This window comes from Selenomonas sp. AB3002 (assembly GCF_000702545.1).
Lineage (GTDB): Bacteria > Bacillota > Negativicutes > Selenomonadales > Selenomonadaceae > Selenomonas_B > Selenomonas_B ruminantium_A.
Genome location: NZ_JNIO01000008.1, coordinates 1,684,025 through 1,699,276 on the forward strand (window position 1 = coordinate 1,684,025; position 15,252 = coordinate 1,699,276).

A 15,252-nucleotide genomic window follows, 5' to 3' on the forward strand; every position below is an offset into this window, starting at 1 on the left:
CATCAGTTGATCATGCAGGGCTTCACGCGCCAGATTTCATTGGCGTACTCGTCAATGGTGCGGTCAGAGGAGAACCTGCCGGAGTTGGCGATATTCACCGCCGAGGACTTCAGCCAGTCAAAGCGCTGCTCATAGCGGCGCATAGCTTCCTCATGTGCCTCGCTGTAGGCGCAGAAATCCTTCATGATGAAGAATTCATCATTGCTTTGCAGGATATAGTCATAGAGGGAACGGAAGTCGCCATACCTGCCGTCCACCAGCTGATTCATGACATTGCGCACAGTTTCATTTTGGTTGAACTCATCCCAGGCGGAATAGCTGCCGTTGGCGTAGTAAGCCAGCACTTCCTCAGCCCTTAGGCCGAAGAGGATGAAGTGGTCATCACCGCCCACCGCTTCGCGGATTTCCACGTTGGCCCCGTCCAGGGTACCAAGGGTAACAGCGCCGTTCATCATGAATTTCATGTTGCCGGTGCCGGATGCTTCCTTGGAAGCAGTGGAAATCTGTTCGCTGATTTCGGCAGCAGGATAGACGATTTCGCCCAAAGACACACCGAAGTTCTCGATAAAGGCCACCTTAAGCCTGTCACGGGTGACGGGATCATTGTTGATCTTTGCCCCTACGGCGTTGATGAGCCTGATGGTTTCCTTGGCAATGAAGTAGCCGGGAGCCGCCTTGCCGCCAAAGAAATAGGTGGTGGGCACCATATCATAGGTGGTGTCATTCTTCAAGCGCTCATACTGATACATGATATGCAGGATATTCATGAGCTGGCGCTTGTAAGAATGGATGCGCTTCACCTGGATATCGAAAATGGAATTGGTATCCAGGATCAGGCCGTTGTTGTGCTCTTTGATGTAGTCAGCCAGCCTCTTCTTCCTGATGGTCTTGATATCCCCCAGCTTGGTGAGGAAAGGCTTGTCCTCCACATAGTCGTTCAAAAGGTCCAGCTGCTCCGGATAGCGGTGCCAGCGGCGGCTGCCGATGGTCTCATCAATGAGATCCGAAAGCTCTGGATTTGCCCCCATGAGCCAGCGGCGATGGGTAATGCCGTTGGTCTTGTTGTTGAACATGCGGGGATAGAGCTCATAGAAGTCGCGCAGGGTGGTATTCTGCAGAATCATGGAATGAATCTCTGCCACGCCGTTGACGCTGTGGGAGCCGATGATGGCAAGTCTCGCCATGTGCACCAGACCACCCTCGATGATGGAGATAGCCCGGACCTTGTTGTCATCGCCTGGATAGCGCTTGCGCACGAAGTTCAGATGGCGATGGTTGATCTCCTCGATGATCATGTAGATGCGGGGCAGCAGCTCCTTGAACATATCCACCGGCCAGGTTTCCAGTGCTTCCGGCAGGATAGTGTGGTTGGTGTAAGCCACGGTGTTCCGCACCATTGCCCAGGCTTCATCCCATTCCATCTTCTCCTCATCCACAAAGATGCGCATGAGTTCTGCCACAATGAGAGCCGGATGGGTATCATTGATATGCAGGGCGATCTTCTGGGGGAAGTTGCTGAGAGCCGAGCCCGTCTTCTTATAGTGGCGGACAATGCTCTGCACCCCTGCAGACACCAGGAAGTACTCCTGGATCAGGCGACGCTGGCGGCCTTCATAGCTGCTGTCATCCGGATACAGATAGCGGGTTATATTCTCTACGAAATGCCTGTACTGCTCCTTCTGCTGCAGCTGTTCATGGGTGATGAAGCCGTAATCTGAGAAGTCGCGGTTTACTTCTGCGTTCCAGAGGCGCAGGTTGTTCACCGTATTGTTATGGTAGCCTACCACAGGAACATCATAGGGCACAGCCATGACCGTGGTGGGGTTCTCATACACCAGCTCCAGCTCGCCATTGCCCAGGTCCTTCATATAGGCATTGCCGAAGAACTTCACATCGATAGCCTTATCAGCCTTGCGGTACTCCCAGGCAAAGCCGTTCTTCAGCCAGTTGTCGGGGATCTCTGCCTGCTGGCCGTCAATTATCTTCTGCTCGAAGAGGCCGAACTGATAGTGCAGGCTGCAGCCATGGCCTGCCAGGCGGTGAGCTGCCATGGAATCTATGAAGCAGGCCGCCAGACGCCCGAGGCCGCCATTGCCCAGACCTGCATCCGGCTCTTCTTCGTAAATCTCAGAAAGCTCCAGCTTGAAATCGTCCTGGAGCACCTCCTGCACCGCCTCCTCAATACCCAGATTGATGAGGTTGGACTTCAGGAGACGGCCCAGCAGGAACTCGATGGAGAAGTAATAAACCTGCTTTTCCTGACGCTCGTCATAAGTGCGATTGGTCTTGATCCAGTTGTCGGAAATGTACTGCTTGGCAACAGAGGCCACAGTCTGGTAAATCTCATTCTTGGTCAGATCATGGAGCTCACGCCCCCACATGATGTGCACCGTGGTTATGAAACGCGTCTTGAGCTCGTTCTTCAGCTTTTCATAAGCCTTATCCTTGACCTTATTGACTTTCTTTTCCTTTGCCAACAAAAACACTCTCCTTCGGTGTAACTAAAACCAGGCCATATTCATCCTCTGGGAAAGCCTCGTGCGAAATTTCGCACAGCTTGAGTGCGTGAAAAAGCCCATCAGCCGCTTTCCGGCTTGCTGGACTTTCACTGCACAATATAAAGAGCCGTCATAAAGGGCCCCGCCAAAAGCAGGCTGGAACCTCTTTACAACGGCTTGCCTTATCTTTAGATAACTACATTCTTGGTGACGATGAGGGGATAATTGGGGGCTCCCTTGAGCCACTTGTCCTTGGTGATGACCACATTCTTGTCGCAGATGACATTCTCGATAAGAGAACCTTCCTGAATGTCGCATTTCTGCATGATGATGGAATTCTTGACCTTCACGCCCTTGGCAATCTTGACGCCGCGGAAGATGATGGAGTTCTCCACCTCGCCGCGAATCTCGCAGCCATTGGCAATGAGGGAATTCTTCACATCAGCGCTCTCCTTGTACTGGACAGGCACTTCATCCTTCACCTTGGTGTAGATGGAATTGCGGCCCATAAAGAGCTCTTCCCAGTTCTCCGGCTCCAGGAGGTCCATATTGGCCTTGTAGAAAGCCGTGGTGGAATCCACATGAGCTACATAGCCATCATGCTCGCAGGCATAGATGTTGTACTCGGAAGCCCTGCGGATAAGGCCATCCATCATGAGGTCCTGGCCGCCATGTTCGAAGGTATAGCGCACCATCTCGGCGAAAATGCGCTTCTCCATGAGGTAGACGCTCATGGCCACCTTGGAGCCGTCATAGACAGCCTGCTTCTCAGAGATATCCTCCACCAGGCCGTTCTCCGCCGTCTCAATGACCACATTGCGGCCCGGGGTCTCATGGGTGGAAGTATAGTAAACCATGGTGATGTCAGCATCCGTATTCTGATGGAAACGGAGGAGCTGGCTGAAGTCAACATTGTAAACAAAACTGCCGCTGGTCAGAAGCACATACTTCTGGGAGCTGTGTTCAAAGAAATCCAGATTGTGGTAAAAGTTCTTGAGATCGCCTTTGCGTGTTGCTATTGCTTCATCATGTGGGGCAGGGAGATAAAATAGTCCATCATGGCGGCGGGCCAGATCCCAATCCTTGCCGGACCTCAGATGGTCAAGCACGGAGCGGGGCTTATCCGGCAACATGACACCGACATTCTGGATGCCGGAGTTCACCATGCTGGAAAGCGTGAAATCAATCAAGCGGTAACGACCTGCAAAAGGCAATGACTCAACAGCACGACGGTCCGTAAGTTCGCGAATCAGCTTGTTCTCTTCCTGAAGATTGATAATCCCCATTACTGTTTTCAATTTTTATTCACTCCGATCTCATGGTCTTCCTGTGTGAGAAGGCTCAGCCTGCCTGCTTGCCGCTGGCAGCTGCCTCAACCGTCTCGCCCTCAGCCACAACCGTGATGGCACCCAGCTCGCCCGTGACCTTTGCACCTTCGGCAATCTCACAGTTCTGAGCCACAATGGCGTAATCCACCACAGCGCCGTCCTTGATGACGGTGGAGGGCATGATGACAGAATTGGTGACCTTGGCTCCCTTGCCAATGCGGACTCCGGGGAAGATGATGGAGTTCTCCACCTCGCCCAGAATCATGGAGCCTTCGCTTACCATAGCCTTCTTGATCTTGGCATCCTTGCCGATATAATGAGGCGGGAAGGGCTGGTTGGAAGAATAAATCTTCCAGTCGCCATTGAGCTCAAACGGTGGCTTGTCCTGCAGAAGGTCCATATTAGCCTGCCAGAGGCTCTCAATGGTTCCCACATCCTTCCAGTAGCCATCAAAAGCGTACGAATAGAGACGGCCCTTGTCGGCGAGCATCTTCGGAATGATGTTCTTGCCGAAGTCATGAGCGGAAGTCTCATCCTTGGCATCTTCTTCAAGGTACTTCTTGAGGTAGCTCTTGTTGAAGATGTAGATGCCCATGGAAGCAAGGTTGCTCTTGGGCTTAGCCGGCTTCTCCTCAAATTCGAGGATGCGGCCGGACTTGTCCGTGTTCATAATGCCGAAGCGGGGAGCCTCATCCCAAGGAACCTCGAAGACACCGATAGTGGCTTCTGCCTTGTTCATCTTATGGGATTCCAGCATCCAGGAATAATCCATGGTGTAAATGTGGTCACCGGACAGAATGAGCACATACTCAGGATCTGCCAGGTCAATGAAGTTCAGGTTCTGGTAGATGGCATCTGCCGTACCCTGATACCAGTCTGCTCCCTTTTCGCGGGCATAGGGAGGCAGGATGAAGATGCCGCCGTCACTCTTATCCAGATCCCAGGCACTGCCGGAAGCCAGGTAGTTGTGCAGCTCCAGCGGACGGTACTGAGTCAGCACGCCCACCTTATCGATTCCCGAGTTAGCACAGTTGCTCAGCGGAAAATCGATAATACGATATTTGCCGCCAAAAGGCACGGCCGGCTTGGCGATTTTCTTCGTCAAAGCCCCCAGACGGCTGCCCTGGCCGCCTGCTAGAATCATTGCTAAGCATTCTGTCTTTCTCATAAAAAATCCCCCTTGGATATCTTGTGACGACTGGCTCCCCATTTTGACCAATTCGCCTTTATACTTCTATAATAACAGAAAACTCTCTGTTAGTATACATAATTTACACAACCAAAGCATTGTATACAGTATCTAATTTTAAATTGTAATCCTTTTGCGTATATCAGCCGATAATCCAAGGTTTTCCTTAGCCCTAAATTACGAGATAACAGCTTTACTGCATAAATACTTATTCTAGCTTTGGCAGGAATCTCCTGCCTTCTGAAGAAATTTTTTCGCATTTTTTTCCATTCTGCCACTATCAAGCAACTGATTGGAAAAAAAGCTATTTTTTGACAATTATGCCATCAAAGAAATATCCATATCAGGATTCCCCAGCCCAGTGCCAGACTGAATCCCTTCAAAAAGTTGGCAAGAAAAGTTCCCCGCTTCCCTCCCAGGCCCCTGGCCAGAGGATGGAGCAAATAAAGCAATACCGCCAGAGAAAAAAGAAAGAGCTGCAAGTCCTCCGACCAGAGGGCATAGCAGGCAGCCGCAGCCGCAAGAAAAGTGCCTGCTCCTTTTCCGATGGAAAACCTGCCTTTTTCCTGCTTGTCCCCTTCCTCCCTGTCATGCCAGAGAGCCCGGGAGACATGCTCGCCAAACTCGTCCTTTTCATCCTCATGGGCAAACCATCTGTAGCGCATCAGGAAGCACCTCCAAAGTACACCTTCCTGGCCTCTGCAATAAGCTCCGGCAGCTGCCTGTAAAGGTTCCTGCCCGGACAAGCGGTAGAATTGAAATCCCGGTGACCGAAGATGGTATCTCCTCCCGGCTCCAGACCGTAATTCTTGCAGAGGGCCGCCAACAGCTTCGCAGCCGAATCAAGCTGCGCCGCCTCTGGCTCCGCTTCCTCAAAATTGCCTACTACATTCACCCCCACTGTATGCCAGTTCTCCCCGTAGCAATGGGCTCCCACCGTATCCCGGGGGCGTCCCTGCTCAATGGTTCCATCCTTGCGAATCAGATAATGGTAGCCTATGCCGGACCATCCCTGAGCCTGATGCCACCCATGCACTGTAGCGGCAGAAACATCCTTGTCAGTGTTGCCGATATGGTGAATGACGATGGCATCTGTCTGCTCGCGATTCTCCAGCGAACCGAATTGCAGATAGGTTGGCTTGATGCGAAGCCCCAGCCATGGGTTCCTGGCCTGCCAGGCAGCTTCCACGCTTCCCATGGCCCCTGGCAGCAATAGGCCGCCCAGGGTGAAAAATGTAATGTTTTTCAGGAATTCTCTACGCTTCATTATCAACCGCCTATCAACGAACAGATATATTATAGGCAAAATCAAGCAAAAAATCTAGTGAAAAAAGTCATATTCTTGACGTTTTTTCCGAAAGAATTTCTATGTGCGTATAAACTTTTTCTAATTTATTCTTTTGCCCCTCTCTCCTTTCAAATAGGAGAAAGCTGCCAGCCTCCCCTGCCGTCCAGCAGGAGTTTTTCCTCATGCTGCCTGAGCAAAGTGGAGCGATGGCCTACGCTCATTATGCCCAAATCGGGCAGCTCATCTTTCAAAAGGTCATACATTTCCTGCTCCCTGTCCTCGTCAAGAGCAGAAGTAGCCTCGTCAAGGAAGACCCACAGGGGCTTTGCCAGGAGCACCCGGGCAAAGGCCAGCCGCTGCTGCTCACCCAGAGAGAGTATGCGGCTCCAGTCATCTGTCTCCCCAAGTTTTCCAGCCAGCGCAGCAAGGCCCACCTTCTCCAGCACCCGCTGCAGCGTATCCCTGTCAGCCGTCACTTCCCCAGGGTAAGAAAGAGCCTGTTCCAGGCTGCCCAGGGGCAGATAGGGACGCTGGGGCAGGAAAAGCACCTTATCCGCAGGCAGGGAAAGCGCCCCTGTACCATAGGGCCAGATGCCCGCCAGGGTGCGCAGGAGAGTGCTCTTGCCGCAGCCGGAGCTGCCCATGACCAACACCCGGCTGCCGGCAGCAAAGTCCGCCCCCAGCTCCTGCACCAGCTGCCTGCCATCCGGCAGGGCCACCGTCAACTCTTTGAGAGCCAGCATCTCCCCGCCGCTTTCCTGGCGCCTGACACCGTTCTCCACCGCCGCAACTTCCTCCATGTGGCGGCTGAAGGTACCCAGACGGCGAATGACCGCCGCCAACTGTGCGATGCTGTCATAAGAGGTGACAAAATAGGAAAGGGCATCCTGCACACGGCCAAAAGCAGACAAAGTCTGCATGAAGCCGCCCAAAGCGATGGTACCTGCAAAATACTGGGGAGCCGCCATCACAATGGGCACGATGATGGCCAGCTGGGCATAGCCGTTGATGTAAAAGTTCAACAGCTTCGTCTGGCGCATGAGCTGCCAGAAATTGCCGATGACCTTGCCAAACCTCTCCCGGAACCCCGCCCCCTCGGGAGTTTCCCCACGGTAGAAAGCAATGCTCTCGCTGTTTTCCCGCACTCTCATCATGTTGAAGCGGAAGTCTGCCTCATAGCGCTGCTGGTCAAAATCCAGGCCGATGAGCCTCCTGCCCACCAGATGAGCAGCCCCGGTGCCCAAAACAGAATATATCAGGGAGAACCAGAACATATAGCCATAGATGACGAACTCATGCCCGCCAAAGGGTACCGTGAGGGCTCCGGAAAGGTTCCAGAGCACCACCGAGAAAGCCCCCAGAGTGGTGAGTTCCTTCAAGAGGTCCACGAAGAGCTGCAGGGAAAGGCTGACAAACTGATTGATATCCTCGCTGATTCGCTGGTCAGGGTTGTCCGTGTCACTGCCCAGCACCTGCAGGCGGTAGTAGGACTGGTCTGCCAGCCAGGCGGTGAGATACCTGTCCGTCATCCAGCTGCGCCACTTGATCTGCAGCATCTGCCTGATGTAAATAGCGTACACCGCAATGATGATGTAGAGCATAGCCAGGCCGGTAAACTGCCCCACCAGCGGCAGGAAACTATCCTCATCATAGCCCTGCAGGGCATTGTAGAAGGTGTTGTACCAGTCGTTGAGCAGCACCAGCAGATACACGGCGGCCAGGTTCAGGGCAATGACCACCCCCAGAAGCCCTATAGCCTTCCACTTCTCCTCCGACTTCCAGTACCCCCGGCACAAATGCCAGAAGGTCTTGAAATAGCTGATTTTTTCCCTAGCCACGAACATCCACTCCTTACCCTTTTCCCGCCTTTATGATAGAATATCTATTGTAACATCTATCCTCCAAGGAGGTTTTTATGATTATCTACTCTTTAGGGGCCATTGCCCTTGTACTTCTTTTCATCTTATACAAGAAAACCCGCAGCCGCAAGGCCTTCTACGGCTTCACCCTTACCATCGGACTGGCAGGAGCCATTGCCTACTTCGCCTGGCCTGCCGCCCAATCTCCCCAGGAGGGCATCACTGACGAGCAGCGCTATGCCGTCATGCAGGAGCAGCAAGTCTTTGCCGCCTGGTACGAAGGCTACCAGAAGGACCTCAACGAGCTGGACCGGAACTGGCAGTGGTACCACCACATCCTGGAAAGCTTCAAAGAAGACAACATCAGCCTGCAAACCACCTACGCCCTCCTGAAGCAGCTGGAGCTGGACAGCAACCAGCTGAAAGAGCGCATGGCTGCCCGCAAGGTGCCCCTGGAGCTTTCCGACTACACCTACGACCAGACAGCCCAGCTCCTGTCCAAGACAAATGACTACATAGGAGCTCAATGCCGTGCCATCTCACTCACCCGGGCCGCAGCTGACCCTGCCCTGATGCCCACTGCCGAGCAGCCTCAGCAGAGCCAGCTCCTGCAGACGGTGATGATACGTGAATCCCCGGTGAAGCTCTTCATCGCCGATGAAATCGAAGCCATCAGGCACCAGCTGGAACTGCCCAAGGAAAAGACTCCCCTGCCAGAAGAAACTGCCCAGCCTTCCCCTTGAAGGAAAATCAAAAAACTGCCGGTCCGTGCCCCAACGAGCACAGGCCGGCAGTTTTCTTCATCTCATTTATCTTGCCATGGCCGCACGCCGTGCCCTCAAACGGGCTCTCAGGCGATACCAGGCCATAGGCAGCAGCAGCATGGGCACACCGGCGTAAAGGGCTTCACGCAAATCGGGGGTGAAGGCCATCACCGCCAGGCAGAAAACCTGGGCCCAGATGCCGAAATAGGTCACATAGGGGAACAGGGGCATTTTATACGCCAGCTTCTCCACCTCTCCTGCTGCCTCCAGTGCCCTGCGGCGCCTGAGCTGGCTCCAGCAGATGGAAATCCAGGCAATGGCTCCCGTGAAGCCCGACACTGCCAAAAGATAAGTGTAGAGAGCGGAATCGGGATTGAAAGCGTACAGGAGGATCACCAGCCAGCAGGTGCAGATGGAAAGCACGATGGCATGGGAAGGCATGCCCTTCCTGCTGATATGGGACAGGGACTTGGGTGCCATATCCATCTTGCCCAGGGCATACAGGGCGCGGGCGGCCCCGTACAGGCCGGAGTTAGAGCAGGAAATGGCAGCCGTGAGGATTACCATGGCAAAGAGAGCCGCAAAGCCGTTCAGCCCATACTCAGCCATAGCCGCCGCAAAGACGCTTTCCTCCAGGGTTGCCTTATCCCAAGGCAAAATGCTGATCAGCAGGGTAATGGGAATGATATAGAGGGCAATGATGCGCCAGGTCACATTCCGCACCGCAATGGGAATGCTCTTTTCAGGACGTTCGCACTCCCCGGCTGCCAAGCCGATGATTTCCGTACCCTGGAAGTTCACCAGGATAATCACCATGGTCATGACGATAGCCCAGTAGCCATTAGGGGCAAAACCGCCGCTGCCCAAAAGCACCAGTGAGCCGATATAACCCTGGTCGCCAATCAGCCCCAGGCAGATAAGGCCTGCCACAATGCTGAACGCCACCAATGCCACTATCTTGATGAGGGAAAGCCAGAATTCGCTTTCACCGAACTTGTCCACATGAAAGAGGTTCACGGCAGTAACAATCAAACCAAAGAGTACCGCCCACCAGAGCTGACTGATCTGAGGCAGGAAATTCTCCATGATGATGCCCGCCGCAATCATCTCCGAAGGGACGTAGGAAACCCAGGTAAGCCAGTAAGCCCAGCCCACCCCACAGGCCCAGGTTGGGGAAATATTGTCCCGGGCGTAGTTTACGAAGGAACCGGAAATGGGTTTTTCCACTGCCAGCTCCGCCAGGCACAGCATGACGCACAGCACGATGAGCCCTCCCAAAAGATAGGCAAGTATCGCTGCCGGGCCAGCCTGCTCCAGCACATACCCTGTGCCGAGGAAGTAACCGCTGCCGATGACTCCCCCCAGGGAAATCAGCTGCAGATGGCGGTTCTTCAGCCCTCTGTTCATTTTCGACTCGTTCATGGCCTCATTAACACAACCTTTCCAGCCCCGCTGCTGTAATGCGTCTTGCATACCAGAAAATCCTGGTCATCCGCGGGACTTAAAATAGCAATTGACTGCTTCCCTAAAGAATACTACAAACAGCTTCCAAATACTATAGTTTTGAAAAATTTTATCACTGCATTTTTTCTGTGGCAAAAATTGTTTCCATGGAGTATGATACCAATATACTTTCCCAGAACAGGAGGCCTATATGGAAACTTACCGCACTATTGAAGAAACAGACGAGAGCCTTGAGACTCTCTATGAGATACAGAAATCAAAATTCATCACCCACCTGCGCCATGTGGACAGCGAAGAAGAGGCCCGGGACTTCATCCAGGCCATGAAGAAGCGCTACTATGACGCCCGGCACAACTGCTCCGCCTATATCCTGGGGGAGCGGGGGGACAAGCAGAAGTCAAACGATGACGGCGAACCCGGAGGCACTGCCGGGGCCCCCATACTGGAAGCCATCAAACAGAATGGCCTCACGGACATCGTGGTGGTGGTCACTCGCTACTTCGGCGGCATCAAGCTGGGAGCAGGAGGGCTGATCCGCGCCTACAGCCATGCTGCCGTCCTGGGACTGGAAGCCGCCACCAAGCTGGAGATAACTCCCTTCCAGGAAATCAACGTGACCCTGAGCTACGACCTGCTGGCCACCGTCGAGAATTACCTGAGGAAAGAATCAATCCGCACTGGCGAGACGGAATATGCAGAGAACGTGACCATCCCCCTGCTGCTCTCCCCCGGCGAAGTCGAACAGCGCCTGACCGAACTCACCGACCTGACCTCCGCCAGATTCACACACAAAAAAGGCAGGCTAATCAGCCTGCCCTTAAAGATACAAAACTAACAATTGAGTCGGCGGCCCAAGGATGGGCCGCTCCCGCGGACCTTTGGACTCGCGTGAAGCGATCCAGGTCCGCAGTCTCTTTTTGTTACTTTTTCTCTGCAACAGAGAAAAAGTAAGCGTAGCCTTATTTGGTGATGTTCTTCCCGAACCACTTCTCGGAAATCTTGCCCATGGTGCCGTCGGCCTTCATATCATTCAAGACCTTCTGCACCTCATCCCTGAGCGCCTGGTTGTCCTTGGCAAAGCCAATGCCGAAGGTGCTCACGGGGCCCACAGCCACATCCACGGCGTCAATCTTGTCAGCGTGCTTGCTCATGTAGTAGCGGCCCACAATCTCGTCACCCACTACAGCATCAATGCGGCCGTTCTCCAAATCCATGAAAGCGGAAACGAAGTCGGAATACTTCTTGACTTCCTTCACGTCCTTCTTGAAGAACTCGTTGCCGTCCATGTATTCCTCGGAGGTGCTGGCGCTCTGGGTGCCTACCACCTTGCCAGCCAGGCTCTTCTCATCCTTGATGGAGGTCTCCCCCTTCTTCACGAAGATAATCTGGCGGTTGTCCATATAGGGGTCGGAGAAAAGCATATTCTCCTTGCGCTTCTCGGTGATATCCAGGCCGTTCCAGAGCACATCCACCCGGCCGCTCTTGAGCTCGGCCTCCTTGCTGGACCAGTCAATGGCCTTGAACTCTACCTCCCGGCCCAGGCGCTTGGCAGCCTCCTTTGCCAGGTCAATATCAAAGCCAGTGATCTGCCCGTCCTCGCCCTTGAAGCCCATGGGCGGGAAATTATCATCGAGACCCACTACAATAGCCTTGCCGACGCTGGAAGAACCAGACCCCGACGAACCAGAAGTTGCCTGCTGCTGGCTGCCACAGCCAGCCAGTCCCATCATCATCACTGCAAGGCCTGCGGCCAGTAATCTCTGCCATTTCATAAGTATCGCTCCCATCTCTTTGCTTTATCACATTAAAGTATTAATATAAACGTATTATACCTAAGGGTTGTAAAGTTGTCAAGAGCGAATGCAAAAAGCCTGCACAAAGCAGGCTTTTTGCATTCACTTCGGATTATACTCAATGATCTTCAGCTCCGGGTGCTCATTGAGGTTCACCAGCTGCTCCTCCTCATTGCTGATGATGGGCAGCCCCGCATAATCCTTGGGATAAGCGGCAATGACCCCCTTTGTGCCGTCATTCAGCATGACCCTGGACCCCAGGAAAGCATCCGTGATATGAGTGAGCACTGGCATGCATACTCCGGGGTCAAGGGTGGTGAACATATGCTCAGTGATATAGGCGATGGCAGTGAAAGGAGTTTCCTTCACGAAGCCCTCCCGCTCCGTGGTGATATTGTCGTAGATATCCGCCACGGCGATGATGCGGGCATACTCATGTATATCCTGCCCCGTAGAACCAAAGGGGAAGCCTGAGCCATCCATGCGCTCGTGGTGCTGCAGCACCGCCAGCTTCACGCCGTCAGAAAGGTTGGGAATAGAATTGACCACCTGCTGGCCATCCACTGTATGCCTGATATACTCCTCGTACTCCTCAGCAGAAAGCTTGGAAACGTGCTTGTCCAGAAGCTTCTGGGAGAATCTGGTCTTGCCAATATCGTGCAGGAAGCCCGCCAGAATGATATCCTGGGTCTTGGCCCTGTCAAAACGCATCCACTTGGCAATGACCCCGGCCAGAATAGACACCCTCAGGGAATGGTTGTAAATGTCGCTGGCCAGATGATTCAGCTCATAGAGATAGTCAATGGCCCCGCTGTTCTTGGCCATGGGCGCCACATCATTTTCAATGATGGCATGAGTTTCCTCCACAGGCACCGCACCAGTCTTGTTGGTGTCCTCGAAAATGCGCTTGGCGCTGTCCACCACCCCTTCATACTCCTGCAGGAAGGCATTGCTCTGATTGAAGATGGAAGTGGCCACCAGATAGTTCTGGCTCAGTTCATATTCGTCCTTCACATAGACAACAGGTATATTGAGAAACCCCAGGCGGGTGATATGCGCCTTGGTCAGCAAGGTATTTTCAGACAGCACCACAATCATCTCGTCATTGGTCACAGTCCTTGCCAACGTCATGCCAGGCTTCAGATCTTCCACTGATACTGCACGCACGATAAATCCCCTCCTAAAATCCGCCCTTCTTTTAGGGTATAATTCTACCTTTGGTGATTAAAACCTGCCGCAGAGAAAAATAAAGCTCCCCCTGCAGGCATGCAAAAAAAGCCGTCCCTTCCCGAAGGAAGAAACGGCTTGATATCAGCAATACAGTTCCGGCAGCTTGCCGCCCTCCAGCCTGACGCAGTTGCGCCCGGCGTTCTTCGCCATATAGAGGGCCTGGTCCACCCGCTTGAAGATGGCCTGGAAGCTGTCCACCCGGCCGTGCCAGACGGCCACGCCAATGCTGCAGGTCACGTCCAGCCCGCCCAGCTTCCGGCTGGAAACCAGGCGGCGCAGCTTCTCTGCAAAGTCCATGGCCTCCTTCATGCTGAGATGAGGACAGAAGACCAGGAATTCCTCGCCCCCCCAGCGGATAAAGGGCTTGTTCTTGTCCAGAACCTGGCGTATGACGGCGGTGAAATCCTTCAGCACCTTGTCACCTGTGCTGTGCCCGAACTCGTCATTTATCCGCTTGAAATGGTCAATATCCAGCAGCAGCACAGACATGGGCAGATGCTCCTTCTGGCTTGCAGCCAGGCTTTCCCTGGCCAGTTCCTCCAGGCGCTGGCGGTTGTAGCAGCCTGTGAGGGGATCCCTTTCTGCTCGTTCTGCCGCCACAGCAGCCTCATATTCCAGGTCGGCCTGCCGGGCAGCCATCTCCCGCTGGTAAGCCAGCTGCCTGCCGATAATCACGAAGATGAAATAGCAGAAAGCCAGTACCGCAAAGGGAGTCACATAGCTGTAACTGTTCCAAAGGCGGAAATGCCCGGCCAATCCATCTGCCACGCCGCAGAGAGTGAAGGCTGCCACAGAGGCCAGGAGAGCCCTGGCCCGGTAGTCACCCTTCTTCCCCTTGCGCCAGAGCCACCAGGCTGCTGCACTCTCACAGATGAGCAGCAGGGGATAATACACCGCCATCATCCTGTTCATCAAGTGGAACCCCAAAGCCTCCCCTGTCATGGCAATGACGAAGAGCAGGACCTGTACCCCCACCACCAGATCCATGTGGGTACCAGGCTCCCCTTTCAGCATCTCATAGACAATGAGGTTGGCAGAAATGGGCAGCAGATAGGCCAGTATGCTCAGAGAATACCACCAGAACACCGGCGCATCAAAAATGAACATGGTGAGCTTGGTGGCACAGAGCAGCCACAGGGCAAACACCCCGAGGAAGCCCACAATGGCAAAGTAAAGCTTCCTGGCCTTCCGGGAAGTGAAATGATGGTAAAGCAGCATGATGACCATCAGCAGCAGGCACACGGGAATGGCCATGAGATTGGGCACATCATGCCAAAAGAGGGTCTGCACCGCATCCATTTCCGTAGTTAGCTCAAGATTCTCCACCCTGCCCAGCTGATAAGGGGAATTAGAATAGAGCTCAAAGGTAAGCTGGGTTGGAGCATAGAACTCCGGCAGCACTACAATGTGCCAGCGATAGCCATCCCCCAGGGGCACATCCCTGAAATGGCCGTATTCATAGATAAGCCTTTCCCCCAGCCACAGCCTCACAGACTCATTGGTGGTAGAAAAGGTCAGGGTGTTGTTCTTCACATCTGCAGGAGAGATGGTGCGGGAGATAGTCGCCCAGTGCAAATCCCCACTGACAGGAGTGCTGCTCCCCGGGCAGTCAAAGGGCTGCCAGCACTCGGAGACCAATCCCGGTTCAGCCAGCCAGTCTTTATCAGTAATGCGCTCGTAAGCCTGTGGTACCATACCGGGACGATAGAGCCACGGTCCCTGCCAGGCTGCCGCCTCTGCTCTTGCAAGACAGCACACCATTGCTATCAGCACCATCAGCGGCACTATTTTCGCTATGCTTTTATGCCATCTCACATTCATCCAAAAACCTCTGCTTCT

The 15,252-nt window shown here is 53.7% G+C and carries 12 protein-coding genes; 2 read left to right on the top strand and 10 right to left on the bottom strand.

Annotated elements, in window-relative coordinates:
* Positions 1 to 2 precede the first annotated feature (2 nt).
* The 6 genes from P159_RS0115995 to P159_RS0116020 all read right to left on the bottom strand — a co-directional run bounded on the left by P159_RS0115995 (position 3) and on the right by P159_RS0116020 (position 8,141).
* On the bottom strand, positions 3 to 2,477 hold the full coding sequence (locus P159_RS0115995) for a glycogen/starch/alpha-glucan phosphorylase (protein WP_029545690.1): 2,475 nt from the start codon (positions 2,475 to 2,477) through the stop codon (positions 3 to 5).
* A 209-nt stretch (positions 2,478 to 2,686) separates the two neighbouring features.
* Positions 2,687 to 3,796, bottom strand: coding sequence for a glucose-1-phosphate adenylyltransferase subunit GlgD (glgD, locus tag P159_RS0116000; protein WP_029545692.1), 1,110 nt, complete (start codon positions 3,794 to 3,796; stop codon positions 2,687 to 2,689).
* A 43-nt stretch (positions 3,797 to 3,839) separates the two neighbouring features.
* The gene (locus P159_RS0116005; RefSeq protein WP_029545694.1) at positions 3,840 to 4,994 is read right to left on the bottom strand and encodes a glucose-1-phosphate adenylyltransferase; all 1,155 of its coding nucleotides are present in this window, start codon (positions 4,992 to 4,994) and stop codon (positions 3,840 to 3,842) included.
* 347 nt (positions 4,995 to 5,341) lie between these two features.
* On the bottom strand, positions 5,342 to 5,680 hold the full coding sequence (locus P159_RS0116010) for a hypothetical protein (protein WP_029545696.1): 339 nt from the start codon (positions 5,678 to 5,680) through the stop codon (positions 5,342 to 5,344).
* Positions 5,680 to 6,282 (bottom strand): peptidoglycan recognition family protein, encoded by a 603-nt coding sequence (locus P159_RS0116015; RefSeq protein ID WP_037377073.1) that lies wholly within the window; start codon positions 6,280 to 6,282, stop codon positions 5,680 to 5,682. Before P159_RS0116015 ends, P159_RS0116010 begins: the two co-directional genes overlap by 1 nt.
* A 149-nt stretch (positions 6,283 to 6,431) precedes the next feature.
* Positions 6,432 to 8,141, bottom strand: a complete 1,710-nt coding sequence (locus P159_RS0116020; RefSeq protein ID WP_318253611.1) for an ABC transporter ATP-binding protein/permease — start codon at positions 8,139 to 8,141, stop codon at positions 6,432 to 6,434.
* 77 nt (positions 8,142 to 8,218) lie between these two features.
* Here P159_RS0116020 and P159_RS0116025 point away from each other — a divergent pair, with 77 nt between their 5' ends.
* Positions 8,219 to 8,905: a hypothetical protein gene (locus tag P159_RS0116025; RefSeq protein WP_029545701.1), complete on the top strand. Its 687-nt coding sequence runs from the start codon at positions 8,219 to 8,221 to the stop codon at positions 8,903 to 8,905.
* Between the two features lie 66 nt (positions 8,906 to 8,971).
* Here the strand turns inward: P159_RS0116025 and P159_RS0116030 are convergent, their stop codons facing one another.
* Positions 8,972 to 10,348 carry an amino acid permease gene (locus tag P159_RS0116030; RefSeq protein ID WP_029545703.1) on the bottom strand — a complete coding sequence of 459 codons (1,377 nt, stop codon included), beginning with the start codon at positions 10,346 to 10,348 and terminating at the stop codon, positions 8,972 to 8,974.
* 232 nt (positions 10,349 to 10,580) lie between these two features.
* Here P159_RS0116030 and P159_RS0116035 point away from each other — a divergent pair, with 232 nt between their 5' ends.
* The gene (locus P159_RS0116035; protein WP_029545705.1) at positions 10,581 to 11,225 is read left to right on the top strand and encodes a YigZ family protein; all 645 of its coding nucleotides are present in this window, start codon (positions 10,581 to 10,583) and stop codon (positions 11,223 to 11,225) included.
* A 124-nt stretch (positions 11,226 to 11,349) separates the two neighbouring features.
* On the opposite strand, the gene P159_RS0116040 is transcribed toward P159_RS0116035, so the two are convergent.
* The 3 genes from P159_RS0116040 to P159_RS0116050 all read right to left on the bottom strand — a co-directional run bounded on the left by P159_RS0116040 (position 11,350) and on the right by P159_RS0116050 (position 15,234).
* Entirely contained in the window at positions 11,350 to 12,162 is an 813-nt protein-coding gene (locus P159_RS0116040) for an amino acid ABC transporter substrate-binding protein (protein ID WP_029545707.1), read from the bottom strand.
* Between the two features lie 123 nt (positions 12,163 to 12,285).
* Entirely contained in the window at positions 12,286 to 13,350 is a 1,065-nt protein-coding gene (locus tag P159_RS0116045) for an HD domain-containing phosphohydrolase (protein WP_029545709.1), read from the bottom strand.
* Between the two features lie 144 nt (positions 13,351 to 13,494).
* On the bottom strand, positions 13,495 to 15,234 hold the full coding sequence (locus P159_RS0116050) for a GGDEF domain-containing protein (RefSeq protein ID WP_029545711.1): 1,740 nt from the start codon (positions 15,232 to 15,234) through the stop codon (positions 13,495 to 13,497).
* Between the last annotated feature and the right edge of the window lie 18 nt (positions 15,235 to 15,252).

Excerpts from the sequence above, each read along its gene's own strand:
- P159_RS0116025 (WP_029545701.1), top strand. The coding sequence starts at position 8,219 with ATGATTATCTACTCTTTAGGGGCCATTGCCCTTGTACTTCTTTTCATC.
- P159_RS0116010 (WP_029545696.1), bottom strand. The coding sequence starts at position 5,680 with ATGCGCTACAGATGGTTTGCCCATGAGGATGAAAAGGACGAGTTTGGC.
- P159_RS0116050 (WP_029545711.1), bottom strand. The coding sequence starts at position 15,234 with ATGAATGTGAGATGGCATAAAAGCATAGCGAAAATAGTGCCGCTGATG.
- P159_RS0116005 (WP_029545694.1), bottom strand. The coding sequence starts at position 4,994 with ATGAGAAAGACAGAATGCTTAGCAATGATTCTAGCAGGCGGCCAGGGC.
- P159_RS0116030 (WP_029545703.1), bottom strand. The coding sequence starts at position 10,348 with ATGAACGAGTCGAAAATGAACAGAGGGCTGAAGAACCGCCATCTGCAG.
- P159_RS0116015 (WP_037377073.1), bottom strand. The coding sequence starts at position 6,282 with ATGAAGCGTAGAGAATTCCTGAAAAACATTACATTTTTCACCCTGGGC.
- P159_RS0116035 (WP_029545705.1), top strand. The coding sequence starts at position 10,581 with ATGGAAACTTACCGCACTATTGAAGAAACAGACGAGAGCCTTGAGACT.
- P159_RS0116040 (WP_029545707.1), bottom strand. The coding sequence starts at position 12,162 with ATGAAATGGCAGAGATTACTGGCCGCAGGCCTTGCAGTGATGATGATG.